24 protein-coding genes and 1 pseudogene are annotated in these 25,135 nt (G+C 42.7%); 18 read left to right on the top strand and 7 right to left on the bottom strand.

The window, feature by feature from the left end:
• Positions 1 to 182 precede the first annotated feature (182 nt).
• Complete coding sequence (locus tag IGI86_RS11850) at positions 183 to 1,067, top strand: ABC transporter ATP-binding protein (RefSeq protein ID WP_016621435.1); 885 nt, start codon at positions 183 to 185, stop codon at positions 1,065 to 1,067.
• Positions 1,064 to 1,879: an ABC transporter permease subunit gene (locus tag IGI86_RS11845; protein ID WP_244732254.1), complete on the top strand. Its 816-nt coding sequence runs from the start codon at positions 1,064 to 1,066 to the stop codon at positions 1,877 to 1,879. Before IGI86_RS11850 ends, IGI86_RS11845 begins: the two co-directional genes overlap by 4 nt.
• Before the next feature lie 284 nt (positions 1,880 to 2,163).
• Here IGI86_RS11845 and ypfJ read toward each other — a convergent pair.
• Positions 2,164 to 3,054: pseudogene (gene ypfJ, locus IGI86_RS11840) on the bottom strand (KPN_02809 family neutral zinc metallopeptidase).
• Between the two features lie 201 nt (positions 3,055 to 3,255).
• Here ypfJ and IGI86_RS11835 point away from each other — a divergent pair.
• The 5 genes from IGI86_RS11835 to IGI86_RS11815 are packed head-to-tail and all read left to right on the top strand — an operon-like array spanning position 3,256 to position 7,606.
• Entirely contained in the window at positions 3,256 to 4,896 is a 1,641-nt protein-coding gene (locus IGI86_RS11835; protein WP_086297632.1) for a BglG family transcription antiterminator, read from the top strand.
• Positions 4,893 to 5,321, top strand: coding sequence for a PTS sugar transporter subunit IIA (locus IGI86_RS11830; RefSeq protein WP_005234553.1), 429 nt, complete (start codon positions 4,893 to 4,895; stop codon positions 5,319 to 5,321). The genes IGI86_RS11835 and IGI86_RS11830 overlap by 4 nt, the downstream gene beginning before the upstream one ends.
• A gap of 12 nt (positions 5,322 to 5,333) precedes the next feature.
• Complete coding sequence (locus tag IGI86_RS11825; protein ID WP_005225413.1) at positions 5,334 to 5,615, top strand: PTS sugar transporter subunit IIB; 282 nt, start codon at positions 5,334 to 5,336, stop codon at positions 5,613 to 5,615.
• A gap of 2 nt (positions 5,616 to 5,617) precedes the next feature.
• Positions 5,618 to 6,868 carry a PTS ascorbate transporter subunit IIC gene (locus tag IGI86_RS11820; protein ID WP_218193353.1) on the top strand — a complete coding sequence of 417 codons (1,251 nt, stop codon included), beginning with the start codon at positions 5,618 to 5,620 and terminating at the stop codon, positions 6,866 to 6,868.
• Positions 6,869 to 7,606, top strand: coding sequence for an SIS domain-containing protein (locus tag IGI86_RS11815; RefSeq protein ID WP_005234557.1), 738 nt, complete (start codon positions 6,869 to 6,871; stop codon positions 7,604 to 7,606).
• Positions 7,607 to 7,756: 150 nt separating this feature from the next.
• On the opposite strand, the gene IGI86_RS11810 is transcribed toward IGI86_RS11815, so the two are convergent.
• Positions 7,757 to 9,898, bottom strand: a complete 2,142-nt coding sequence (locus IGI86_RS11810) for a helix-turn-helix transcriptional regulator (RefSeq protein ID WP_074534941.1) — start codon at positions 9,896 to 9,898, stop codon at positions 7,757 to 7,759.
• A gap of 221 nt (positions 9,899 to 10,119) precedes the next feature.
• Here IGI86_RS11810 and IGI86_RS11805 point away from each other — a divergent pair, with 221 nt between their 5' ends.
• The 4 genes from IGI86_RS11805 (at position 10,120) to IGI86_RS11790 (ending at position 16,394) form a co-directional block, all read left to right on the top strand.
• Positions 10,120 to 11,490 (top strand): extracellular solute-binding protein, encoded by a 1,371-nt coding sequence (locus tag IGI86_RS11805; protein ID WP_074534942.1) that lies wholly within the window; start codon positions 10,120 to 10,122, stop codon positions 11,488 to 11,490.
• A gap of 84 nt (positions 11,491 to 11,574) precedes the next feature.
• Positions 11,575 to 12,468 (top strand): carbohydrate ABC transporter permease, encoded by an 894-nt coding sequence (locus tag IGI86_RS11800; protein WP_008379138.1) that lies wholly within the window; start codon positions 11,575 to 11,577, stop codon positions 12,466 to 12,468.
• 9 nt (positions 12,469 to 12,477) lie between these two features.
• Positions 12,478 to 13,308 carry a carbohydrate ABC transporter permease gene (locus tag IGI86_RS11795; protein ID WP_218193351.1) on the top strand — a complete coding sequence of 277 codons (831 nt, stop codon included), beginning with the start codon at positions 12,478 to 12,480 and terminating at the stop codon, positions 13,306 to 13,308.
• Entirely contained in the window at positions 13,305 to 16,394 is a 3,090-nt protein-coding gene (locus IGI86_RS11790; RefSeq protein ID WP_218193350.1) for an alpha-mannosidase, read from the top strand. Before IGI86_RS11795 ends, IGI86_RS11790 begins: the two co-directional genes overlap by 4 nt.
• Positions 16,395 to 16,444: 50 nt before the next feature.
• Here the strand turns inward: IGI86_RS11790 and IGI86_RS11785 are convergent, their stop codons facing one another.
• Positions 16,445 to 17,284 carry an aldo/keto reductase gene (locus IGI86_RS11785; protein WP_016621425.1) on the bottom strand — a complete coding sequence of 280 codons (840 nt, stop codon included), beginning with the start codon at positions 17,282 to 17,284 and terminating at the stop codon, positions 16,445 to 16,447.
• Positions 17,285 to 17,412: 128 nt separating this feature from the next.
• Positions 17,413 to 18,240, bottom strand: coding sequence for a manganese catalase family protein (locus tag IGI86_RS11780; RefSeq protein ID WP_034872349.1), 828 nt, complete (start codon positions 18,238 to 18,240; stop codon positions 17,413 to 17,415).
• 186 nt (positions 18,241 to 18,426) lie between these two features.
• On the opposite strand from IGI86_RS11780, the gene IGI86_RS11775 reads away from it, so the two are divergent.
• Positions 18,427 to 19,368: a magnesium transporter CorA family protein gene (locus IGI86_RS11775; protein WP_016621424.1), complete on the top strand. Its 942-nt coding sequence runs from the start codon at positions 18,427 to 18,429 to the stop codon at positions 19,366 to 19,368.
• A gap of 71 nt (positions 19,369 to 19,439) precedes the next feature.
• On the opposite strand, the gene IGI86_RS11770 is transcribed toward IGI86_RS11775, so the two are convergent.
• On the bottom strand, positions 19,440 to 19,628 hold the full coding sequence (locus tag IGI86_RS11770; protein ID WP_430617313.1) for a hypothetical protein: 189 nt from the start codon (positions 19,626 to 19,628) through the stop codon (positions 19,440 to 19,442).
• On the bottom strand, positions 19,612 to 19,863 hold the full coding sequence (locus tag IGI86_RS11765) for a hypothetical protein (RefSeq protein ID WP_430617951.1): 252 nt from the start codon (positions 19,861 to 19,863) through the stop codon (positions 19,612 to 19,614). The genes IGI86_RS11770 and IGI86_RS11765 overlap by 17 nt, the downstream gene beginning before the upstream one ends.
• Before the next feature lie 425 nt (positions 19,864 to 20,288).
• On the opposite strand from IGI86_RS11765, the gene IGI86_RS11760 reads away from it, so the two are divergent.
• The 3 genes from IGI86_RS11760 to IGI86_RS11750 all read left to right on the top strand — a co-directional run bounded on the left by IGI86_RS11760 (position 20,289) and on the right by IGI86_RS11750 (position 22,232).
• A complete protein-coding gene (locus IGI86_RS11760; RefSeq protein WP_005225422.1) occupies positions 20,289 to 20,537 on the top strand; it encodes a GlsB/YeaQ/YmgE family stress response membrane protein in 249 nt (82 codons plus the stop codon).
• Positions 20,538 to 20,718: 181 nt separating this feature from the next.
• Positions 20,719 to 21,120 (top strand): Ohr family peroxiredoxin, encoded by a 402-nt coding sequence (locus IGI86_RS11755; protein WP_005225423.1) that lies wholly within the window; start codon positions 20,719 to 20,721, stop codon positions 21,118 to 21,120.
• Between the two features lie 77 nt (positions 21,121 to 21,197).
• On the top strand, positions 21,198 to 22,232 hold the full coding sequence (locus IGI86_RS11750) for a hypothetical protein (RefSeq protein ID WP_430617312.1): 1,035 nt from the start codon (positions 21,198 to 21,200) through the stop codon (positions 22,230 to 22,232).
• Between the two features lie 60 nt (positions 22,233 to 22,292).
• Here IGI86_RS11750 and IGI86_RS11745 read toward each other — a convergent pair whose 3' ends face one another.
• The gene (locus tag IGI86_RS11745) at positions 22,293 to 22,637 is read right to left on the bottom strand and encodes a peptidase (protein ID WP_005234590.1); all 345 of its coding nucleotides are present in this window, start codon (positions 22,635 to 22,637) and stop codon (positions 22,293 to 22,295) included.
• 292 nt (positions 22,638 to 22,929) lie between these two features.
• Here IGI86_RS11745 and pepA point away from each other — a divergent pair, with 292 nt between their 5' ends.
• The 3 genes from pepA (at position 22,930) to IGI86_RS11730 (ending at position 24,934) form a co-directional block, all read left to right on the top strand.
• Positions 22,930 to 24,006, top strand: a complete 1,077-nt coding sequence (pepA, locus tag IGI86_RS11740) for a glutamyl aminopeptidase (RefSeq protein ID WP_034878843.1) — start codon at positions 22,930 to 22,932, stop codon at positions 24,004 to 24,006.
• Between the two features lie 133 nt (positions 24,007 to 24,139).
• Entirely contained in the window at positions 24,140 to 24,460 is a 321-nt protein-coding gene (locus IGI86_RS11735; RefSeq protein WP_008379116.1) for a thioredoxin family protein, read from the top strand.
• 12 nt (positions 24,461 to 24,472) lie between these two features.
• Positions 24,473 to 24,934 carry a universal stress protein gene (locus IGI86_RS11730; RefSeq protein WP_005225429.1) on the top strand — a complete coding sequence of 154 codons (462 nt, stop codon included), beginning with the start codon at positions 24,473 to 24,475 and terminating at the stop codon, positions 24,932 to 24,934.
• The last annotated feature ends 201 nt before the right edge of the window (positions 24,935 to 25,135 follow it).

The raw sequence follows: 25,135 nt of genomic DNA, 5'->3' as shown, positions 1-25,135 counted from the left end.
GGGTATGTATTGATAATAGCGGGAAAATGTGAAAAATATCGGAAGAGAAAGTAATAGAAGTGTGTCAATCTTTTGATGATTTTCGTAAAACATTCCAGCGGAACACTTTTAGATCTTTGATTGACGGAAACACGAAATAAGGCTACACTGATGGCATCAAAGCAGTACAAGGAGGGGACAGGATGGATGCCATTACGATCAACGGATTAAGCAAACAATACAACAAGAAGTACGCCATCGAGAATGTATCATTGCAAGTGGCAGAAGGAGAGATTTTTGGCTTTATCGGACCAAATGGTGCGGGAAAATCAACGACCATCAAAGTATTGTTGAATTTTATTAAACCGGATGCAGGGCATGCGGCGATTTTTGGACGAGATTGCCAACAAGCAGCCAAAGAAATCAAAACGTTTACTGGATATGTTTCCAGTGATGTACGGTTTTATTCAAAAATGACGACAGCAGAATTGCTGGCATTTACGGCAGATTTTCATCAAGTCAAGCAGCCAAAAAAAGAGATTCAGAATTTGATGGAGCTTTTTCAAATTGATCCAAACAAATCGATCGCAGAACTTTCTTTGGGCAACAAGAAAAAAGTCGGGCTTGCGAGCGCCTTGATTGCACAACCGAGAATGTTGATTTTAGATGAACCGACCAATGGCTTAGATCCCTTGATTCAAAAACGGCTGTTTGAAGAGCTCCTTAGAAGAAACAAACAGGGGATGACGATTTTTCTATCTAGCCATGATTTGCATGAAATTCAGACCTATGCCCATCGGACCGCCTTTATTCGTGAAGGACAGATCATCACCGTGAAAGAACTGAGTGAGGAAGAAAATTTCGGCAAAGTTGTAACGCTCACGAATGAGGGGAGCCTCTCATTAGCCGGCTTGGAAAACGTGCAAGTTCTTGCTCAGGAATCACACACCTTGCGTTTTTTCTATCAAGGGGACATGAATCAGCTGGCACATTTTTTAACCAATCCTGCCATTAAAGAGTTCACGATCGAACACCCAACCCTTGAACAGCAATTTATGCTGCTCTATGAAGGAGGTTCTCAAAAATGACTTTAATGAAAATCGACCTTAAAAATACCTTCAAAGGCTGGCTGGTCTGGACGATCCTTTTTGCAGCAATCATTTTTGCATTTACGGCTATCTATCCTCAAATGATCACGCCAGAAATGAAAACGTCCTTAGACCAGATGTTGGGCTCTTTCAGCCCAGAATTACTAGGCATCTTTAACATCCAACTGACAGGACCCTCAAGCTTGGTTTCACCGACAGGCTTTTTCGGGTACTACTTTCAATACTTATTTATCGCCGCGTGTATTTATGGGATGCTTTTAGGCTTGAACAGTCTGATCACTGAAGAATCAGAAGGAACGATCGAGTATTTATATGCTCAGCCTATTAGCCGCAGAGAAATCGTTGGGTGGAAGTTCCTCGCCCGATTGTTGCTGCTGACTGGCTTTTGGCTGATTGCCTATGGCAGTAGTCTGGCCTCGTTTGCTCTATTCAAACTACCAGGAGACGACCTGTCCTCTTTTATAGAAGAAATCAGCAAAATCTTCGTTGCCGAGTATGGTGTCTTAGTCTTCTTCCTCTGTCTAGGTTTCTTTTTATCCACGATCTTGCGTTCCAGCAAACAAACCGCAAGTGTCGGCTTAGGCTGCGTGTTCGGGCTGTATTTGCTCGGCATCGTGGGGGAACTCTACGATAAATTGGAATGGCTGGCAGGACTTTCGCCTGTGCGGATGGCATTACCCGTCCAACTCATGGATAACGGCGCCACATCAGTCCTATGGGTACTGCTGATCGGTGTATTGTGTTTCTTTGGCACCTTTTACCGTTACGAGCGCAAAGACTTGCAGGTCTGAGCACAACAATCAAAAGACAAAAAAGAGCCTGTCAGCGGGGACTGACAGGCAAAGGAGTAAAAATGAAAAAGTGTTAGGGTTGTTTGTTGGTATGCTTATATAATAGTCTCGAAATGTGAAAAAAGTATGACGAAGCAGGCACGTTTTTGCGAAAAAATCATTGCGAAAGTTAAGAAAGCGTAAAGCATCCCTTCACCAAAAGGCTTGAAGGGACAACAAGAACCTAAAATCACTCCGAAGCAGCAGGCGGTTCATGCTGTTTCGGAGTGATTTTTTAGTTAAAGCTACTTGCTCAAATCAAGGCTATCGACATTGAAGGTGTCGCCATGTGCTAAGTCACCATAACGATAGCCACGGTTAAACCAGTCCACGCGCTGCTGCGATGTGCCGTGCGTAAAACTATCTGGAACAACATAGCCTTGGTATTCTTTTTGCAGCGTATCATCCCCGATGGCATTGGCAGCCGTGATCGCTTCTTGAATATCGCCAGCTTCTAAAATCGGCTGTCCTTGATAGGTTTCGCCTTGCAAATATTTCGCAAAGGTACCAGCTAATTAGTCAGCTTGCAACTCCAAGCGAACGCTGTACTGGTTGTACTCCTTCTCTGAAACTTGCTGGCGGATTTTTTCCAATTGTTGGGTGATCCCCAGCTCATTTTGCACATGATGACCGACTTCATGGGCGATGACATAGGCCATTGCAAAGTCGCCGCTTGCGCCATATTTATCAGAAAGCTCATTGGCAAAACTCAGATCAAGGTACACATTCTCATCTGCTGGGCAATAAAACGGACCAACCTGTGACGTGGCATAGCCGCATGCCGACTGGACACTTCCCGTAAATAATACGAGTGTTGGGTCTTGATAGGTTTCTTGCCGCTCTTGAAAAACGTCTTGCCAGTAATCTTCTAAATAGCCGAACACGACTGCGGAAAACTCTTTTTCTTCCGTGTACTCACTGGTGCCCACATTTTCTGTCTGGTAATTGGCTGCTTGTCCGCTGCCACCCAAGACATCCGGCAGCGAATTTAAATCACCACCGCTAAACAGGAAAAATAAAACAGCGATGATCACCGTACCGATCCCGCCACCAGCAGCCAACATCCCACCTGAGCCAGATGATCGCCCCGTTCGATCATCGACATTGCTGCTTTGTCTACCCCCACGCCATTTCATGTTATCTCCTCCTATATAAATCCTAGCTTAATTATAAGAGAAAGGCGGCAGATTGTGAAAAAAAGCGCCTTGAAATTGTTATAAAATGCCTTCAGGAGCCTTAAAAATCAAAGTGTACACTCCTTTTAATCATTCTTTAATCTAACAATTAGCCTTCTAATTTGGTACAGTAGCAATAAAATAGATGTAGAGGGTGAGCGTATGAAAATGAATTATTCGGGGACATCGGAACGAAGGATTTTGATTTTTAAACGGTTGATTGCTGGCGAGCACCTCAGCTATCAGCAGTTAGCAGAGGATTATTTCGTTTCCCGCAGCAGTATTGCAAAAGATATTTCTTATTTAAAAGAGCTGTTTCAAAAAGAAAGCTTACGTCTGAGATTTGATAATTCAGGTACATTTTTTGAAGGAAGTGAATCCCAGATCCATCGAGTGCTCAAACGCTTTTGCTTAATGATGCTGGATCAACCAGCGGCGTTTTCCTTGTTGGTGGAACCTGCGAAATACCAGGAAGTAAATCAGGCCTTTCGTCGAGCGTTAATGGAAAAACAAGTGGAAATGCCCGACAGCTATATCCAAAGTATTGTCCTTTCCATCGTGCTGCTGATCGAGCGGGCGAGTCATGCGGAAAGCTTAGTGATTGAAGAAAACCGCCAAGTGGGGAAGCTGTTTTTGGAGTTCGACAAATATCCGTTAGTCTATGAGCTACTGAAAGAAATCGAAGAACAACACATTTATCAATTTTCACCAAAAGAAGTGCAATATCTAACCTACCTAATTGTAGGTAGCGGCTTGAAATTTTTTATGAAAAGTGAAAAAGTTCCTTTCGTATTTCGGGGAAAAGTGCGTAACTTGATTCAAAAGATCAGCGAAGGCTTAGGCACCGACTTGACCCAAGACAATCGTTTGGAAGAAGATGTGACGATCCATCTGTATCAACTACTGCTGCGGATCGAAGCGCAAACCACAGTCATCAACCCTTTGTTAGAAGAAATCAAACAAAACTATCCTGCCTTGTATGGCGTGGTCTGGTTCTCGCTTCATGATTTCTTGAAAGCGTATCAAGTGGGGATCTCTGATGATGAGATCGGATTTGTCACGATCCATTTTCAAGCAGCAATCGAGCGAATGCGCCGCATGAACAAAATCATTTTTGTCTGCCCCAATGGCGTCGGCACTAGCTCATTTGTCTCTGCGAAAATCCGTCGCATTCTGCCAGAGATCGACAGTATCGAAACCGTTTCAGTAGAAAAATTAAAGCAGATGGACATTTCGGCGATCGATTTTATTATTTCAACTATCGATCTCGTAGGGATTCAAAAACCTGTGGTGCGGATCTCGCCTATGGTGACCAATCGCGACATGAAGCGGATCATGAATCACTACATCGATTTAGTCATCGATAATGAGGCGGTGGTCGATCAAAATGGTTTACTTCTTCAAGCCCAATCGATGATCCAGCCAACCGTCTTTTTCGAGCGATTTGCCAGCAAAACAGAAGCCATCAATTTTTTGATCGAACAAACCCCTTTTAGTGATGAAAAACGAAAAGCGCAGTTTCGGCAATCCGTCATTGAAAGAGAGCAGCTACAATCAACCTATTTAGATAATGGCTTTGCCATCCCTCATGGCAATCCGAATTATGTCGAAAAAACAGCGATCTCGATCCTGCTTTTGGATCAGCCAGTAGAATGGGGCAACCAAAAAGCGGACATCATTATTTTATTGATGATCCGAGAGGATGAGACGCAAAAGGTGGAACCAATGATGAAATTGATCATGCAAGGAATCGAAAACAAAGAATGGTTCCTATCAAAAATGTTGGAGGTTAAATCAGAATGAAAGTGAAGGATTATTTGCCTGAGAAGCATATACAGACGGATGAGACAGTGGCAGATTGGCGCTCAGCCGTAAAATTAGCCAGTCAGCCCTTGCTCGATGAAGCGCTGATCACGTCAGAATACATCGAAGCGATGATTCAAAGCGTGGAAGAAAATGGTCCTTACATGGTGTTGGCGGATTACTTTGCGCTGATGCATGCCCGTCCTGGAGAAGGGGTTTTGGAGCAAAGTATGAGCCTTTTAGTAACGAAACAGCCCATCGATCTTGAGGGCAAACCGGTGCGGATATTTCTTGTCTTAGCCGCCGCAGATAGTGAAAGCCATCTAGAAAGCTTGAAAGAGATCATGGCGATCTTTATGGATGAAGAAAAATACAACGTGATATTAAACGGCGATCGGGAACAAATTTGTCAATTATTCCATTAGGAGGAAAAGGATATGAAAATTTTAGCAGTATGTGGATTTGGTGTAGGAAGCTCAATGGTATTGAAGATGACGATCGATAAGGTGATCAAAGAGTTAGGGTTGACGGCAACTGCCGAGAATACTGATTTATCAACGGCAAAAGCGACACCAGCAGATGTTTATTTTACGAGTAATGAATTATTGAATGAGTTAAAAGCATCCGTGAAAGCACCCGTTTATCCAATCAAAAAGTATATGGATAAAGAAGAAGTCAAACAGCAAATGGAAAAATTTTTAGCTGAAAGAGAGGGATAATCATGAATTTTGTCACGGATTATATTTTAAAAAATCCGCCAGTCCTACTGGGGATCATTGCCATGATTGGGTTATTGGTACAAAGAAAGCCCTTCGCAGAAGTCGTCAAAGGAACCTTAACAGCTTCCTTCGGGATGGTGGCATTGACGGCTGGGGTAAACATGTTGGTGGGAACGATCGCACCGATCAATGCTGCGGTTCAAACCCAATTAGGCGTTGCTGTGTCAGATGGACTCTCTGACATCACCTTTACGGCAGAATACGGCGGAACAGTTGGTTTAGCGATGTTTTTCGGCCTGATCATTCATTTATTGATTGCTCGCTTTACACCTGTGAAGACGATTTTCCTCACCGGTCACATGTTGTGGTGGTTCCCATTCGTCATCGTCGCTGGGGGCGTTGAAGGCGGACTTACCGGAATCCCACTGTTGATCTTAGGGGCGGTTCTATCTGCTTGTTACTGGTCCTTCATGCCATGGATCATGCGTAAATATGTGTGGGATGCCACAGGCGATGATTCATTCTTGATCGGTCATCCAACGGGGATCTTGTCATTGGTTTCAGGCTTTGTTGCAAAACGGGTCGGAAACAAAGAAAAATCGACGGAAGATTTGAAAGTGCCAGAAAATCTATCGTTTTTCCGTGAAATATCGATTACTGGCGCGTTAGTGATGTTTTTGATGAATATCGTTATCGGTCTGATTGCGCCCGTATTAGTTCCTGAAGGGGGCAACTTGGTGATGTTTGCGGTTAATGCTGGCTTGAACTTCGGTGCAGGATTATTGATCATGTTGTATGGGGTACGTCTATTGATCAACCAAATCATTCCCGCCTTTCAAGGGATCGCAGAAAAAGTCGTTCCTGGAGCAAAACCAGCTTTTGATGTGCCAATCTTGTTCAACTACCGTCCAAATGCTGTAATCATCGGCTTTATCGTGGCGATGATCACCTCAACGATTTTAGTGGTGATTGCCAATACCACCAACGTCTTTGGCATTTTGATCGTTCCTTTAGTCATCACCAGCTTCTTTGAATGTGGCGGTGCTGCGGTGATCGGTGAAGGACAAGGGGGCTTGCGAGGGGCCATTATTGGTACGATCACAGCTTCTGTCGTTATGGTAGCACTCGTTGGGATCTCTGCAGCGTTATTCTCAACGACGATTCAAAACTGGATCTTGATTTTCGGTGGGAACGATTTATCTCTATGGGGCATCCTTGGTGAATTGATCGGCAAGCTGTTTGGAGGGTTTTAAATGTTTCAATACTTTGAAAAAGCAAAAGAACTATTGTCTATTGTAGAAGAAAAAGAAGCACCAGCGATTGAGCAAGCCATTGAATTGCTGACGCAAGCCAACTTGACCAAAAAAGCCATCTACATTTTTGGCGCTAGTCACGCTGGGATCTTAGCCGAAGAGATGTATTATCGAGCAGGCGGCATGATGACGATCAACGCGATCTTTGGAAGAGAACTGATGCTTGATCGCAGCCCAATCACCTTCACTAGTAAAATGGAGCGCTTAGAAGGCTACGGTAGTGCCTTGGCGGCGACCCAGCCCTTTACAGCAGGCGATGTGCTGATCTTGCATTCGGTGTCTGGGCGAAATCCAGTTATCATCGATATGGCGCTTCATGCCAAAGAAAAAGGGGTCAAGATCATCGCATTAACGAACCTTACCTATTCGAAAACAGTCAGCAGCCGTCATACATCAGGCTTGCGTTTGTTTGAAACGGCGGATATCGTCATCGACAATCATGGGGAGATTGGCGATGCTGCGTGTACGATTCCAGACGTAGAACAAAAAGTCGGACCTACATCCACCGTAGTCGGCGCAACGATCTTAAATGCGATTATCGTTGAAGTTTGCCAAAAACTAAAAGAAGCCGGTGTCGACTATCCGCCGATTTTTTACTCAGCGAACCTAGACGGCGGGGATGAATTGAACCAGTCCCTGTTTGAAAAGTACCAAGAAGCGATCCATTATCAGCTGTGACTGTATAAGTAACTTATCTTTTTATTAGAACGATCAGAACGAAAAATTTGAAAACTACTAATAGAACGAATTTTCTTGGGGGAATCAATTCGTAAATGTAGTGGTCAAATCTCGTTCAGATCGTTTTTTTTTGTATTAGAATTTTAGAGCTTAATGAATTTTATTGGTACGATAAGTACCAGGTGTCGACCCTTCAAATTGTTTGAATACCCGAATAAAGGAATTGGTATTTTTAAAGCCGACTTTACTAGCAATTTCATTGATTGAACTTTCTTGTTCGCTCATCAGACGTTTGGCTTTTTCGACACGTAGTTGATTGACGTATGGTTTGAAGGACATGGACAGTCGTTCTTTAATCAACCGGCTTAAATAGGCTTCACTTAGATGAAACTGCTGGGCAATATCTGTTAAACTGAGGTCGCTGCAATAGTTGCTATTAATATATTGAATGATTTCATCTATTTTGGATCCATTATTTTTTTCCATGGTTTCGATCTGAGTGATCAGCGTGTCAAAAAGGGAAAAAATCGTTTTTTTCACATCGGGATCTGAAAACCCTTTTCTTAAATAAAGAAATTGTTTCTTATTTTGATTGTAGAATTCAGGATAGGAAATCTCTTTGATCACAGCAATTCGTTTTATTGTTAAGATCAGAGCGGTTGAAAATTCCTGAAGGAAGCCTAGGGAATGGTTGCTGGAAATATTGATCTCCACGATTTGTTGCAATAATTCTCTGGCATGGACAAAATCATCTACTTTGAAATATTGGATCAATAACTGTTCCTCATCAACGGTATAATTGATTTTATGAAGAGCATTGGATGTTGGAACCGGTATTTGATGGAACTGATCTTCGCCATTGCATTCATCTGACCACTGACAGGTTTCATGAAAGACTTCGATAAAATGTTCAAGAGAATGAAAAGGTTTTGATAGCAAGTAAGTCATTCTTAAGTTCAAACTGTCTTCGATTGTTAGTTTCAATTGATCGATCTCTTTCATGATTTGTGAAAATTCCTGATCATAAAAAAGAATGGCAAGGTGTTTTTCGGAAAAACTGATGATATCATAACACTTGATATGAAGATTTTTCTTGATCAACTGTTTTCGCACATGAATGATCTCTGTTTCATTAAAAGTGGCTTCTTCCGCCATCTCGCCTGAGAAGGTCAGAAAAGCAAAACTCCCACGTTTTTCTATGCCTTCAAGATGGAAAGTGGGCAGTAAACTCTTGCTCATATTGTACGTATATTTTCCGTAAAGCAGATTCTTCAAGAATAGTTCCTTTACTTCTTCTGAGACAGGGGATTGGAGCTGGTTGATCGAACTAGACGACTCGATTATCTGGTGCAAAGCTAAGTTGATATCATCAACTGTTAAAATATCAACATTACTCTTTTTGATTTCATCTAATATTTCTAGATAAGGTTTGTACATCCGCTTACTCAAGAAAATGACGATCAAAGCACCCAGTACGATCAAAACCATTAATGGAAGGAGAAAGGACGAAATTGTAGAGAGTGGAAAACTGCTTTGAATCGCGGTTGTCAATTCATAATTGGCAAAAGGGAGCACCTCTGAATTTTTTATAAAAACGATAGTATCTGATTGGATCTCTTGCTGAATGGTATTTTGTGTAAAATCAGTAAGTATCGGTGAACTAGTCTTACTAGAAGGATATTGTTGATCGATAACTTGTAGTCCTTGATTCATTGGAGACAGTAGTTCATTTTTTTTCCAGTAGGCAAAGAAGTAGAGGGTCTGATTCCCTACTTGCTCTTTATGAAGCATGATCAGCCGTTGATCAAAGGTTTCGAAGATGGAGGAACTGAAGCTGGCATCTGCCAGCATTTCGGAAAGAAGCCCGGATTTTGTTTCTATATTCAAGAAGGAAAAGAAATCATTGTAAACAAAATAGCCGTCAGAACTTACGATGATATGATTTTCTGGATTCAAGATTCCGATAGAGTATTCAAACTGATTCATTAATAAATAGTTTTCACGAATTTCATCATACATCGCTGAAAACAGCGCATAATCAGATTCAGTACTTTGGGAAAACAGTATAATACTTTCTTTTGTTGCTAAAGATTTCATTGAATTGAGGGCAAATCGAAGTTGCTGATCAATGCGAAAAGCACTGTTTTCTAGCGTCATAATACTTTGGGTAGTTTGTTCAGTTTTCCGCTGATTAACTTCATTATTGATGACAATCACCATAATAAAAATAGTATATGCAATGATTACCGTTAAAAAGGTTAAGAATATTTTTCGATATGTTTTTGATTTCATAAGTGCTCCTTTCTTTTTTTTGGTAACGTTTACATTGATTATAGAGATAAATTAGCTTGAGTCAAATCATCATTATTTGTAGTTGTCTACAAAACTTGATATTAAGAGTAAAAAGTGTATATTTCAACGAATAATAATGATATTCAACAATGGCTAAACAGGCTATATTTAAAGCGCTTACTTTAAGCGATAGAAAATGAAAAAATTTAGGAGGAACGATTATGTCGATGAAAAGAAAAGCTGTATCATTACTGTCTCTACTGACACTACCAATGGTTTTAGCTGCTTGTGGGAACAGCGACGGCTCGTCAAATGGGGACGGGGCAGAGGGGAAAACCGAGATAAAGGTTACTTGGCGCAATACCGGGGAAAACGATAAAATGACCCAATATTTGGAAGAAACATTTATTCCACAATTTGAGAAAGAAAATGAGGACATTAAAATCGTACTTTCTCCGATTACCGCAAGTGAGGGAGACTATTTTTCAAAAGTTGCTCTTTCTATGCAATCGGAGAGCACAGCACCCGATGTAGTGGCAGAAGATTCCTTTATGTTGAATTCTGATGCAAATGCCGGTTACTTAACCAATCTTGATGAATATGTTGCTGACTGGGATCAATGGGATAAATATACAGAAAACTTAAAAGCTGGTGTCATTGCTGAAGATGGTAGTACGTATGCCATTCCAGGAACTTCTGATTCTCGCGGGATTTGGTACAACAAAAATGTCTTTAAGAAAGCCGGTCTGCCTGAAGACTGGCAGCCAACAACTTGGGGGGAGATTATTGAGGCAGCTGAAGCAATCAAAGCTTCCGATGAGAATGTGATCCCCTTAGGATTAGGTGTGGCTAAAGCCAATGGTGAGTCGGTTTCCATGCAGACTTTCCAGATGCTCTTATATGGTACTCAAGATACATTATTTGATAGTGAAACGCGTAAATGGCAAGTGAATACACAAGGGATTATTGACTCTCTGGCTTTTATTGATGAAGTGTATAACCAGAAACAATTAGGTCCTTCTTTATCCATCGCTATTAACAGTAATTATGGATCTGTGATGTTCCAAGATAAATTTCCTAATGATGAAGTCGGCATGCTTTTAGATGGATTTTGGAGTGCCGGTAACTGGGCCGAAAATGGGGCAACTCCTGTTGAGAATATGACAGAACGCTTTGGTTTTGCAGCCATGCCTACACAAAATGGTGGTGAACCGCCATTTACGACCATGTCAGGAGGCTGGACATGGGCCATTCCTGAAAAAGCACAAAACAAAGAAGCGTCTTGGCGAGTGGTTCAAGCACTCGGTGGAAAAGAACAGCAAGCTGCACGCGCAATCGCTGAAGGGAATTTAACCGTCCGAGACGATTCAGCAGAAATAGCTGAATATAAGGAGCAGCCTTTTATTGAACAAGCAACCTCTTTCTTACAATACGCTCATTTCCGTCCTGCAGATGACAAATATCCTAATGTTTCAGTAGAGATTCAAACAATGGTTGAAGCAGTTGCCACTGGCAGCAAGACACCAGAAGAAGCAGCTAGTGATTATGCCGCCAATGTAACAAGGATCGTTGGAGACGATGCCGTTAACTAAATCATTAATAAAGAGAAGGAATTGCAGCAAACAATCCGAATGGAGGCTAACGTTTCTTCTCTTTAAAAAAGAAAGGAGAAAAGAATGGAAAATTCGCTAAAACGAGAGCAGCAAATGTCCAATAGTAAAAAAGCGTTGATCTTTTTATTTCCCAGTTGGCTCTTGCTGCTGATATTTTTTGTTGGTCCAGTTATCTTAACTTTTATCTTTTCCTTCACGAACTTGGCTCTGACTGGTGCTGAAGCAAGTCAATTGCGGTTCATCGGCTTTGAAAATTTTGTGCGCATGTTCAATGATCCGGCTTTTCAAACTAGTGTCGTACGAACCTTGATTTTTGTCATTTTTTCTGCAGTGATCGGTCAATGTTTCTTAGGTTTTTTGATTGCATTTATGATGCGGGAGAAAAATCGAGCCTTTCGGCGAGTCGTTGGTCTGATCATCATTGCTGCATGGGTTACGCCGGAAGTCGTTGTTTCCTTTTGCTGGGTCGCTTTTTTAGGAGATAGCGGAACAGCTAATTGGTTGATGGGACTGATGGGATTTGAGCCGGTTGCTTGGCTGTTTGCGTTTCCTATGATAAGCGTTGTGGTTGCCAATATTTGGCGAGGAACCGCTTTTTCAATGATGGTGTTTCAATCCGCTTTAGATGAGATCCCTAAGGAAGTAGAGGAAGCTGCAGTTATGGATGGCGCCAGCCGCTGGCAAGTGATTCGAAAAATTACGATACCGATGGTCAAAGGTACCATTGCAACGAATTTGATGCTCGTCACTTTGCAGACATTGGGTGTCTTTACGTTGATTTATACTATGACTGGTGGTGGTCCCGGCAATCAGACTGCAACCCTGCCGGTCTTCATGTACAAACAAGCTTTTGTGAGCTATCAGCTAGGATACGGAACAGCGATTTCGCTGGTCTTGCTACTGATTGGTGCTGCCGCAAGCTTGATTTATATGAAAATGCTGAAAGTGAAAGTGTAGGTGAAAAAAATGGTAAAACGCAGTGAAAAATTGGAGACCATGATTCATTATCTGCTTTTGGCAGTATTAGCCTTATTGTTTTTGCTCCCATTGTTGTGGATGCTGATCGCCTCTATTGATCCGGGCGCTATTCAAACTTTGAAATTACCTGAAGCAGTATCATTTGAAAATTTTGCTTCGATCCTTTCTGATCAAACTATCATTCGGTCATTCGGAATCGGCTTGCTTTTGTCCGGCTGTCAATCGATTTTAGTTGTTGTCATATGTGTTTTGGCAGCATATCCCTTGTCGAGGTATCAGCTAAGATATAAAAAAAGTTTTTTGATGGCGGTGCTGTTCATGACCTCATTACCGATGACTGCTGTCATCGTGCCGGTCTATCAACTGTTTATCTTTTTGAAGTTTCAAGATTCGTTACTGGCGGTGACGTTCTTCTTGACGGCGTCCTCACTGCCTTATGGGATTTGGATGATGAAGAACTTTATGGATTCGGTACCAATCGACTTAGAAGAGTCCGCTTGGGTCGATGGGGCTTCAACATGGCAAGGGGTGCGAAAAGTCGTAGCACCGCTGATGGTTCCAGGTATTTGTACGGTTGGTATTTTTACTTTTACTGGAAGCTGGGGCAACTTCTTTGTTCCTTATATTTTGATTCAGTCACCCGAAAAAATGCCGGCATCAGTCTCGATCTTTCAGTTTTTCGGCAACTTTGGTATGGTCAATTATGGCCGTTTAGCCGCTTTTTCGGTGCTATATACCTTACCAGTCGTCATTTTATATGCTTTGTCACAAACGTATATGTCTAAAGGATTTAGCATGGGAGGAGCGACGAAAGGATGAAAGATCCATTTCATACGACAAAAAAATTAACGAAACGAATCGCTGAACTAAAAGCGTATCGTTTTCAAAAAGTACAAGACCTTACAATGTGGTCGGCAAAAGAAGATAAGTCAAAAACGGAAAAACACCCACCAGAAGAGTGGGACTTTACACTTTCAGTTAGCGATTTCTGGCAAGGGAGAGACCGTTATATTTGGGCTCATCATGAATTGACAGTTCCAGAGGAGGAAGACTTATGGTTACTGATCGATTTTGGTCGTACAGGTGGTGGCTATAATTCAGGCTTTGAGTCCTTGCTATTGATCGATGGTGAACCTTATCAGGGTGTCGATTCGAATCATACAGAGATTTTTCTGGCGGATCATTACCGGGGGACAACCATCCGACTTGATTTAAAACTATGGTCTGGCTTGGAAGGCGGTGGGGCTGAAGTCATTCAACGGCATGAGTTTCGGCAAGCTTGTTTGGCAAAGCGACACTTAGCTGCTGATGACTGTTTCTTTCTCGCTGACATGATGGCGAAAACTATCGATGGGTTACCGGAAAATGAACCGATACGATACAAGCTGTTGAATCTTTTAGATGATGCCTTTCGTTTGATTCAGTGGCAGGTACCCGGATCTATCTCTTTTTACTACAGCGTTGAGGAAGCGGATCATTATTTAAACCAAGAACTGCAAAAAATACCTAAACTTTCGGAGATCACTGTGACAACTATCGGTCATACACATATCGATGTTGCTTGGCTGTGGCGGCTGAAGCATACAGGGGAAAAAGCTGTCCGCAGTTTTTCAACGGTTTTACGTTTGATGGAACAATACCCAGAATATATTTTCTTGCAAACCCAACCTCAGCTATACAAATATGTCAAAGAAAGCTATCCAGCTCTTTATGAGAAAATCAAAAAGAGAATCAAAGAAGGCCGTTGGGAAGTGGACGGAGCCATGTGGCTGGAAGCCGATTGCAATATACCGTCAGGCGAATCATTGGTCCGTCAGATACTCCATGGGAAAAAATTTGTGAAGGAAGAATTTGACAAAGAGATGCATTTCTTGTGGCTTCCAGATGTATTCGGTTATTCTTGGGCGTTGCCCCAAATTTTAAGAAAATCTGGCATTGAGACGTTTATGACGACCAAAATCAGCTGGAACCAATACAACCGGATGCCCCATGATACCTTTTATTGGCGGGGAATCGATGGGACAGATATTTTGACGCATTTTATCACCACGCCAGTTGATGGTAAAACGGATGAATGGGCAGAAGAATGGTTTTATACCTACAATGGAACGCTCTCTCCGGGGACCGTTCAAGGAATTTACGACGGATATCAAGACAAGCGTTTGAATCAAGAATTTCTGCTGTCTTACGGTCATGGGGACGGCGGAGGCGGTGTCACTAGAGAGATGCTGGAAAATCGACGACGCCTTGACCAGATTCCAGGATTGCCGCAAGTCAAAACAGGAATAGCGAAAGCCTTTTTTGAACGACTGCATCAGACAGTAGAACGAAATAAGTCGCTGGTCTCTCGTTGGGATGGCGAATTGTACTTGGAATATCATCGAGGAACCTATACCTCGCAAGCGTTTGTCAAAAAAATGAATCGAAAAGCTGAAATTGCTCTACGGGAACTTGAGATTCTCTATACATGTTTAGCAGCCAGCAAAGAAGACGAGTATCCTAAGGATCCGCTTTTTGAAACATGGGAGACGGTTCTTCGTAATCAATTCCACGATATTATTCCTGGTTCTTCGATCAAAGAAGTTTATCAAGACCATAGAGCAGAGTTTGCCGTCGTGACTCAGACCATTCAACAGTTATTTGAACAATTAGATGGACCTGCTAATCAAAAGTATACAGTCAACAATACAGCTAGCTGGTCAAGGAATGAACTGATTGAACTTCCACTTTTACAAGAAGGTCGCTTTATTGATTCACAAGGAAAAGAACTTCCGGCTTATTTTGATGGAGAAAAACAGTCTGTTCTTGTGACAAATGTTCCGCCAATGAGTCAGGTGATGATAGAGTTTCAACCGATAGCAGAAAATAAAGACATCAAACCGCTCGCTGAGTTCACAGAGGGAGCGCTTGAGACCGATCGTTTGCGAATTTTATGGGAAACATCGGGAAATTTGATCAGCATTTTTGATAAGAAACTAGGTAGAGAAATGTTGGAAGGAAAAGGGAATGTTTTTCAGCTATTTGAAGACAAACCTTTAAATTACGATGCATGGGATATCGATAGTTTTTATCAAGAAAAAGCAACAGTGCTTCAAGCCGATCAAATACGATTACGCTCAAATAATGCGCTTTACGCTTCCGTAGTATTTGAGTATACGTTTGGTAATTCGCAGATACATCAGGAAATGCGGGTCTATGCTCATACACAACGAATCGATTTTTTAACAAACGTGTCATGGCATGAACGCCAACAACTGTTGAAGGTAAACTTTGATGCAGCAATTCGATCAACTGAAGCAGTATTTGATATTCAGTACGGAAATGTAAAACGAGCTACCCATGCTAATACCAGTTGGCAATTGGCTCAGTTTGAAACAGTAGGCCACCAATGGGCAGATCTTTCAGAAAAATATTGTGGGGTAAGTTTATTGAATGACTGTAAATATGGTTATGCTGTTAAGGAAAATCAATTAAGCTTGACCTTGCTTAAAGGCGCTATCTATCCTGATCCACTGGCTGACGATGGCGATCACAAATTTACTTACAGTTTTTATGCCCACGAGCACGATGCCATCGATGGGGGAACAATGGAAGAAGCATGGTCCCTCAACTCGCCATTAACGGTTATTAACGGAGAACATTCTTGGTTGCTTCCGTTGCAAATAGACTGTGAAACCTCAGTTACCATCGACGCCATCAAGCAAGCAGAAACCGGCAAAGGGTGGATTTTACGCTTACATGATCACACGGGAGGAACTAGAAAGGTTACATTGCAGTTGCCAAGCAGTTTTTGGCAAGAAACAGATTTAATGGAGATACCTTTAAATAATGAGCAGTGGAAAGATGAAGTCTCATTTACCTTGTCACCCTTCGAAATAAAAACATTTCATTTTGAGTTGAGATAAACTAAAACCAGCAGATTCTCCATTTATAGCGGAGAATCTGCTGGTTGTGTTTATTCAAATTCTTCATACTCATTTGGGTCTTGACCATCGATGCGGCCGTCTGCTTTGTTTAACTGATTGATTTGATTGATTTCATCTTCAGTCAGTTCAAAGTCGAAGATCGCAAGATTTTCTCGTTGATGGGCGAGGTTTCTTGATTTAGGTAGGGGCAAAATGCCACGTTCCACATGCCAGCGCAAGATGATTTGACCAGCTGATTTTTGGTATTTCTCAGCTAATTCAGTGATCAGTGGTTCTTTCAGGGCATCGCTGCCGCGGCCTAATGGGCTCCAAGCTTCAGTTACGATGCCGCGTTTTTTGTTCTCTGTAACCATTCGTTCTTGGACCCAGTAAGGATGGATCTCAATTTGATTTAGCGCAGGGGTCACACCAGTTGCTTCAATGATGGCATCCAAATGTTCTGGCTCGAAATTGGAAACGCCGATGGAACGGATCAAACCTAATTTCTGGGCGGTCACTAAGGCTTGCCAAGCTTCGACATATTTGCCGCGTTTTGGTAATGGCCAGTGGATCAAAAAGGCATCGAAGTAGTCGAGTCCCATGCGAGCAAGGGATTCTTGAATGCTGGTTAAGGCATCATCATAGCCATGGTATTTTCCCGGTAATTTTGAGGTGATATAAAATTCTGAACGTGGGATACCAGAGCGACGGATCGCTTTGCCGACAATGCCTTCATTGTCATAATTGGTTGAAGAATCGATTAATCGATACCCGTCAGCGATCGCTGCTTGCAGCTGGCTCAACCCTTCGCCACCGCGGATCTGATAGGTACCGATGCCCACGGCGGGGCGTAAATTGCCGTCGTTTAATGTCAGTAAAGGTGCTTTCATAAAATGATTCCTCCTTTTCTTTACATTCTACTCTAACGCTTTTTTGCCAGGAACGTAACCAACTTGCTCAGACAAAGAAAAAAGAGCAACGGTTTCTGTTTCAGAAACAATTGCTCTTTTTGATTAAATTATTTTTCAGGCGGTGTGCCATACATTTTTGGTGTGACTTGATCGAGTTTTGGCGCTTTTCCTTCGATCTTTGGTTCGTCTAGCCATTGGTATTCGCCTTCACCATCAAGGGCTTTGCCTTTCGCCCAAGAGCCTTCTTTACTTTGGTCGCCTTCTGAGAAGTTATAGAAATCATAAGCGATATCTAAGCGTTCGTTTTTGCGGTCAAAGGTAGTCGGCACTAAAATCGAGCCTTCGTTTTCTTCCAATTCTTTCACGGCAGCTGCCCAAAGATTTTGGTGGTAGCTATCACGCGCTAATAAGACCGAAAGTAAGTCTTTGACCCCACGGTCATCGATCATTTCATAGATGCGTGCTACTTGCAGACGACCTTGTGATTCTGCATTTAAGTTGGCACGGAAATCAGCAAGCAAGTTGCCACTAGCAATGATATACGCACCTGACCATGGATTGCCGACGCTATCAGCAGGACGTGGTCCTAAGCCGGCAACGATGGCATGTTGCGGATTCATTCCGGAAATGATCGCACCGATCGTTGGGTCTTTTTTCATGGCAGCTTCCTGATCTTCCACAGGTGCACCTTCCAGCAGACGTGCAACCATCGTTGCCAACATTTCAACGTGTCCAAGCTCTTCAGTAGCGATATCCATTAACATGTCTTTGTATTTTTCTTCCCCACGGCAGCTCCATCCTTGGAATAAGTATTGCATGGCAACACTCATCTCTCCATATTGTCCACCGATTAATTCTTGAAGGTATTTCGCAACTAACGGATTTGGTTTTTCTGGTTTAGCTTCAAACTGTAGTTCTTTTTGATGACGAAACATACTATTCCTCCTAAAATTTTTTATTGGGCCCATAAAAAGTTTCTCATGAATCGAAAGGTTCGTCTAATAAAATGCACTTAGTTCAAAATGAAAAAAGCTCCAAAAAGAAAAGCCATTTACTTTGACAAAAAGCGAGAAGCGTTAGATAGTTAAATTAAGAGAGAATTAGAAAAGGAGCGAGTCACCATGTTTCAGTATTACAAAATGGACGACCGAAAAATAAGGGAATCCTCGGAGGAAGATTACAATTGGCTGGTGGTTTCTGGGACAGATCCAGAGGAACAACGCCACTTGTTAGATAAGTATCAACTGCCCGAAGATATTTTTATTGGCGCCAATGAACCGGAAGAAGTCTCACGTTTGGAATACTTACGTAACACTAAGTTAAATCATCCGATTCTTTATACCTTGATCGATTTGTCAGAAGTGACACAAGACCGCATCGAAGATCGTTTAGAACCGGTGACGTTTATTTATACCAAAGATCTTTTAATCACGTATGTCTCTCATCAATCTACACTGATTAAACGCCTGATTGAAAAGCATGAGCAAGATATTCAACGGTATGAAGATATTGTTGCCTACTCGACGCTGATGATCTACACCCATTACATCAAAGGTCTGCAGGAAATGAAGAAACAGATCGATGCACTAGATGAAGCAGCCCGTAAAACGACGGAAAACAACGAATTGTTTAATTTAGCCGATACCGAACGAGACATGGTCTATCTGGATCACACCTTACGGGATCAGAACCATACTGTCGATCGTTTGATGGATCGCAAAGAATTTTTGGATCGTTTGGATAATGAAGCACTCGTTTATGACATTAAGCTACGACAGAAGTTTGCCATGAAAATGGTCACTATCTATCGCGACTTGTTAGAAACCATTGGTGGCTTGTTCTCCGATATGATGGACAACAATCTAAACCATCTGATGAAATACTTAGATTCTGCGGCATTGGTGGTGGCTGTGCCGTCCTTGATCGCGGGGCTATGGGGGATCAACACCGGGGGACTGCCAGGAAAAGACAATGCCATCGGTACGATCATTGTCTTTGGTTTGGCTATTTTAGTTGGGATATTAACCGCCATTTACTTGTCACGGAAAGACTTTTCAAAATAAAAAGCGCCGCTGCTCTGTGGCACCGTTCATCCATAAAAGGAGAATGGTGTGACGAAGCAGTTGGCATTTTTTTATTTTAACCCGCTGTCCAAATTGCTGTCGAGAATCCAGCGCTGAAAGGCGAGAAAGACCATCAGCAAAGGCAAGATGTAAATTACCAAGGCAGCAATCAAAATCGTCCAATTGATGTTTTCAGTGCCCACCAAGCTGCGGTTCGCCACTTGCAAGGTGTATTTTTTCGGATCATTCAAGATGATCAAGGGCTAGATATAATCCTTCCACCGCCACTGGAAGGAGAAGATCCCCAGTGTCATAATGATTGGTCGGGCAATCGGCAGCATGGTGATGGCGATGATAGATGAAGAAAAAAATGGCATCGTATTTTGTAAGCGCATAGCTGCAGTCGGCACTGACTAGAATCCTCAATAAATCCGCGTAAGGCAAATCAGGTACTTCTACAGTCACACCGTTTTTTTCTGAGTATTTTCCCGTCATTTTCAAATAAGTACCGCTTTCGCTGGGAGCTCTGGAAGCAAACATGGGAATCTGCGAAGACATTTCCAATCGGCAACGATCGAAACGTCCTCTAATGAAAAATAGATGAAGTGCTGAAAGGATAGCTGTCCTAAAACGCACTGAGGAGTAAAAAGTGCCAATTATCTGACAAAATAAGAGTGGTTCTCCCTCAGTTTAGCGGATAAGATGCAAAATACAAAATAAAACGATTTCAAAAAATGCACCAATACTAAAAAAAACGAATTAAAGCTCTTACAACGATAATTAGGAAGTACTGATAAACGTTAATATAACAAGGTTTGAAATTTTTTTTTGCAAATTGAGTGCAAATCTTTTGTCTAAAACGGGGATTAAGCGTAACATAATATGTGTAATAACTACTTAAAAGAAAGAAGGAGAAAAATATGCATTGGTTATGGGTATTAATCGTAGGAGCTATTATCGGTTTGATCGCCGGAGCTATCACAAATAAAGGTGGATCAATGGGTTGGATCGCCAACATCGTTGCAGGTTTAGTAGGTTCAGCTATTGGACAAGCGATCTTAGGTTCTTGGGGTCCATCACTTGCTGGAATGGCAATCGTCCCATCAATTATTGGTGCGGTTATTGTAGTTGCTGTTGTTTCATTCTTCTTAGGACGTTCAAACGGCTAGTCCATTCAGCAATTGTTTCCATTCATTTATTTCGGGTAGTAATTACCTCGAATAGACAGGCAAATCCAGATTTTGTGGGTTTGCCTTTTTTGTTTTTAAGGAAGCATAAGCAATCCTTTTGTCATATCGGGAAATTGTCGTTACACTTGAAGTAGGTCAAAAAAAGAAAGGAAGAGGTTCAATGAAAAAGCAATATGAAACAGCGATGATCAATCGAGGCGGACGTGTCGGAGAGGTCGAAGCACCAAATGGCAGTTTTCACCTGAAAATCGACAAACCGGGTCTTCACAGTGAGGGCACAAACCCAGAACAATTATTTGCCGCTGGCTATGCTTCTTGTTTCAACGGTGCCGTACAGCATATGCTGAAAGAGCATAACATCGAATCCGAATCCGAAGTTAAAGCAAGAGTGTCTTTGTATCAGCATGAGGACGGCAGTTACCAAATCGGCGTGATTTTAGAAGTGTCGTTACCAGGCGTTGAAAAAGCCGAGGCAGAGAAAATCGCAGAAGAAGCCCATGATTTTTGTCCGTATTCTCGGGCAACTCGTGGCAACATTGATGTCGAAGTACAAGTAGTCTAAGCATTATTGCAGCTAGACAAACAATAAGCGGCTGATGAATCAGCCGACAAGAGGGAATTCATCAAGGAGGCCAATCAATGAGACAAACAGAGATCTTGCTGCTTTTGGGCGTGTTTGTGGTTGGCCTTTTTGTGGTGTACTGGCTGAAAAAGCATCGACATGCGGGCCACAATCAAGCACTGGCAGCTCAGCTGAAGCGTTATCCCAGTGTGCGGAAAGCGTGGTTGGCAGCCGGGGCAAAAAGGGAAGCAGTCCTTTTGGTTCCTGGTTTAAAAAAAGCTACTGCCGCAGTTGCAACGACGGCAACGGCGAAAGCAGAAACGAGGCTGTACAAGCATGCGGATCAGTGTCAGGCAATGACCCCACAAGGGTTGGCCGTTTCGGAGGACTATTTGTTCCTCTCTGCGTACTGTTCGCAGCAGGAACATCACTCACAGCTTTATATAATAGAAAGAACGAGCGGACGGCATCTGAAAACGGTGGTTCTGCCAAAACGCCCCCATGTCGGCGGATTAGTCTTTGATCGAGCAACGCAAGTGCTGTGGCTAACCATCACTGGGAAAGGAATGGGACGAGTGGCGTGTGTTTCACTGCAGACACTGCTGGAAGATGATTCCTTGGCAACCAGTCAGCCGATCGCTTATCAGCAAGTCATCGAATTGGCAGGCATCACTCACAGCTCCTATTTGGCAGCCGATAGCGGTGAACTTGTCTCAGGGACCTTTGCCTTGAAAAACGGTGGCGTGGTGGCGAATTATCCGCTGCCTGTTCTTTCAGACAGCGGTCGCAAAGCGTCTCTTCGCATCAAGCCGCATAAGAGAAGGATCACCACCACGAAAGTCCAAAGTATCGCCTTTACCACTGAATATTTGTTGCTGGCACGTTCCTTTGGACCAGGGTCGGCTGAGTTATGGGTCTTTTCAAAGGATGCAACGGTGCTGACCCGCAAACATGCGTTGCGGCGCATCAAGTTTCCCCATTACCTTGAACAGATCGTGGTAGAAAAAGGGCAGCTGTACTGCTTGTTTGAAAGTGGGGCATGGGCGTATCGGCAAAAAGGCGGCAGCATCGATGAAGTCGTGGTATTGGACCTTGCGACCTTACTTCAGTAAGATAACTGCTTAAAAAGAAAAAAGACCAGCCTCTTAAGAAGTTGGTCGTAAGTGCAGTAATTATTCCACGATTGCTCGTTGGATATCTAAGACGGTGCCGGTATGAGCATCTGCCAAAAATTCATAGGTGACAAGCTGTCCGTCTTCGGTGCGGGTGATGCCGCCAGTATATCCTTGGGAAGTGATCGCAAATTTGCGCAAAGGTTGTTTTTCGAAATTGATCCAAGAACCTTCGATCGGTCCTTCTTTGATAAACGCCGCTTTTATATTGTCTAAGACATCATCGGCATTCATGGCTTGCCTTTTCTTCAACCAGATCGTTGAAAAAATCCCTCCTGCAAAGCCAAGACCTAAACCGATGGTCAGTCCATTTTTAAAATAATGCAATGGATGCTCATTCTCCATCTAATGTCCCTCCTAAAGTAAGTTTTCCCGAATGTTTTGATCTCGGTGAAAGCACAGGTTCTCTTAACAATAGTTTACCATAGTTTAGAAATATTCTATAAGAAAAATAACCAACAATAGAAATTTGCGCTATAATAAAGAATATCAGTAGGAATAAGGAGGAAGAGAGCACATCCGTTGTTTCACCCGAAAATTGCTGGAAAACACAGCAACAGCAAGCGTTGCTTTTTCAAAAAAAGCAGCTTTGTTTCTTTGGGGCAGCAAACAACTGATATGTGTTTCTCGAATGATCATGGAAGAAAAAACATTTCAACGTATCAAAGAACTAACGGAGTTACAAGGAACCAGCGGGTTTGAACACGACGTGCGAGCGTATATGCGTGAAGCGATGACTCCATTGGTAGATGAAATCCAACAAGATGGCTTAGGCGGCATCTTCGGTTTGCGTCACCACCAAGAAGCAGATGCACCACGAGTGATGTTAGCTGCTCACATGGACGAAGTTGGTTTCTTATTGACGACGATCACCGATCGCGGCTTATTCAAAGTCACTCCTTTAGGCGGATGGAACCCTTATGTGGTATCTGCTCAACGGTTTACATTGAAAACAGCGAAGGGCGATTACCCATGCGTTTCTTCTTCAGTACCGCCACATTTGTTGCGAGGAAGCAGCGGTCAAAAAAATGTCGAAGTGACAGATATTTTGTTTGATGCTGGTTTTGAATCAAAAGAAGAAGCAGAAAGCTTTGGCGTACGTCCTGGCGATACGATCGTCCCACAAGTGGAAACCATCAAAACAGCCAATGGGAAAAACATCATCTCGAAAGCTTGGGACAACCGTTACGGCTGTGCTGTCGTATTAGAAGCACTTGAAGCCTTGAAAGAGGAAACATTAGGCCATACGTTGATTGCTGGTGCCAATGTTCAAGAAGAAGTCGGCTTACGAGGTTCTCGTCCGTCTGTGACGAAATTCAAACCAGACTTGTTCTTTGCGGTCGATTGCTCGCCAGCAGATGACACAGTTACCAAAAATGGTACCTTTGGTCATCTAGGAGCCGGGACTTTGATGCGAATCTATGATCCAGGCATGATCATGTTGCCACGGATGAAAGAATTCTTGTTGGATACAGCAGAAAGCAACAACATTCCTTATCAATACTTTGTTTCAAAAGGTGGTACCGACGCTGGTGCGGCACACATGGCAAATGAAGGGATCCCAAGTTCAGTTATCGGTGTTCCCGGACGGTACATCCATACCCACCAAACCCTATTCAGTATCGCCGATTATGAAGCGGCACGGGAAATGGTGATTCAAGTCTTGAAAGGATTGGATCGTTCAACCGTTGATACGATCTTAGCAGGACAATAAGCGAGAACGAACGAAAGCAAAGAGACAGCAATCCGTTGTCTCTTTTTTTCTGCAGGGGTTTGCAAGATCAGCATGTCAGTTGGTAGTCCCTGAAAGAAAGGTGTATACTTAAAGAAAAGAAAGTGGTGAGTATTTGATTATTCCAAAAGATTTAGCAGAGTTAGCAACATATGTGGAGAAAGGCAAAAATGTCTTCTTTTTCACCGCCGATTGGTGTGGCGATTGTCGATACATCAAACCGCAATTGCCTGAGATCGAAGCGGATTTTCCAGCGCTTCAGTTTATCGAAGTCGACCGTGATGAATACATGGATGTAGCGGTTGAATGGAACATTTTTGGTATTCCTAGCCTCGTCGTTATCGAAGACGGCAAGGAGCTGGGACGGTTAGTCAACAAGGATCGTAAAACCAAAGAAGAGATCGAAGCCTTTTTAACCAGCGTACAATCAGCATAGGAGGGGAAAAAGATGGAAGCACAAAGATATCAAAACATTTTAGTAGGGATCGATGGTTCAGATCAAGCGATGTCAGCCTTCAAAAAAGCAGTGGAAGTCGCTCGTCGAAATCAAGGGAAGGTCTATGCCGCAACGATCATCGATCAGCAAGTGCCGACCATGATGGGCTATGCACCTTTGGATAGTTCCATCTTAGAACAAGAAAAAGATACGGCGAAAAATCTGATCGACGACTGCAAAGCCTACGCAAAATCAGTGGATTTTGATCTAGTAGAAGGCATCGTCGCTTACGGCTCCATCAAAGACGCCCTTGCCACCCAATTACCGGATCAATACGACATCGATTTGATCATGGTGGGGCAATCCGGGCTGAACGCCGTGGAACGCTTCATGATGGGGAGTGTCGCCAGCTTCGTTATCCGTGAAGCCCGGTGCGACGTGCTGATCGTATCACCTGAAGAAACCAAAGCGTAAGGTCATTTTGGAAAAAATAAGCTTGTCGTTGCCGTGTTCTTTTCCATAGTTCGCATGGTAGTAACAAGTGACAAAAGGAAGTTCCTGAGAACCAGTGGTTTTGCTCGCTAGTGAAGCATTGTCTTTAGCAAATGAGCAGTAGCTGGTTTTCAGGCTTTTTTGTCTTTGAAAATAACTAGAATTTCAAGGAAAACAAAGAAA

The organism is Enterococcus sp. AZ188, assembly GCF_050544075.1.
In the GTDB taxonomy this organism is placed as follows: domain Bacteria; phylum Bacillota; class Bacilli; order Lactobacillales; family Enterococcaceae; genus Enterococcus_D; species Enterococcus_D entomosocium.
The sequence above is the reverse complement of the archived record's forward strand: the minus strand, read 5'-3'. Positions and strand labels throughout refer to the sequence as shown.